We start from the raw sequence: 268 nt of genomic DNA, 5'->3' as shown, positions 1-268 counted from the left end.
CATAAAGAGCGACTTAGTCATGCGCTATCTTACTGCTCAAGGCAATCTCTTCACGGCGCTATCTTCGTTACAGCAAGCCGCTAAAGATTATTTGAACAACCCTTCTTCAGATAACGGTAAGATAGTGAGCGAAGCAAACCAAAAACTGATTAATCAAGTCACCCTTTTCTCTCAATTACCCGCATGGCAAGCATCCAATACGGGCAGTGATGACAGTACTGACGACCTATCAGCATTAATGGGTTGGGGAAGCACTGAGGCAACAGAA

The 268-nt window shown here is 44.8% G+C and carries 1 pseudogene; it reads left to right on the top strand.

Annotated elements, in window-relative coordinates:
• Positions 1-19: 19 nt before the first annotated feature.
• Positions 20-268 (top strand): annotated as a pseudogene (locus A3773_RS17190) (methyl-accepting chemotaxis protein); the annotation flags it as partial.

The organism is Neptuniibacter pectenicola (assembly GCF_001597735.1).
Taxonomy (GTDB): Bacteria; Pseudomonadota; Gammaproteobacteria; order Pseudomonadales; family Balneatricaceae; genus Neptuniibacter; species Neptuniibacter pectenicola.
The sequence above is the reverse complement of the archived record's forward strand: the minus strand, read 5'-3'. Positions and strand labels throughout refer to the sequence as shown.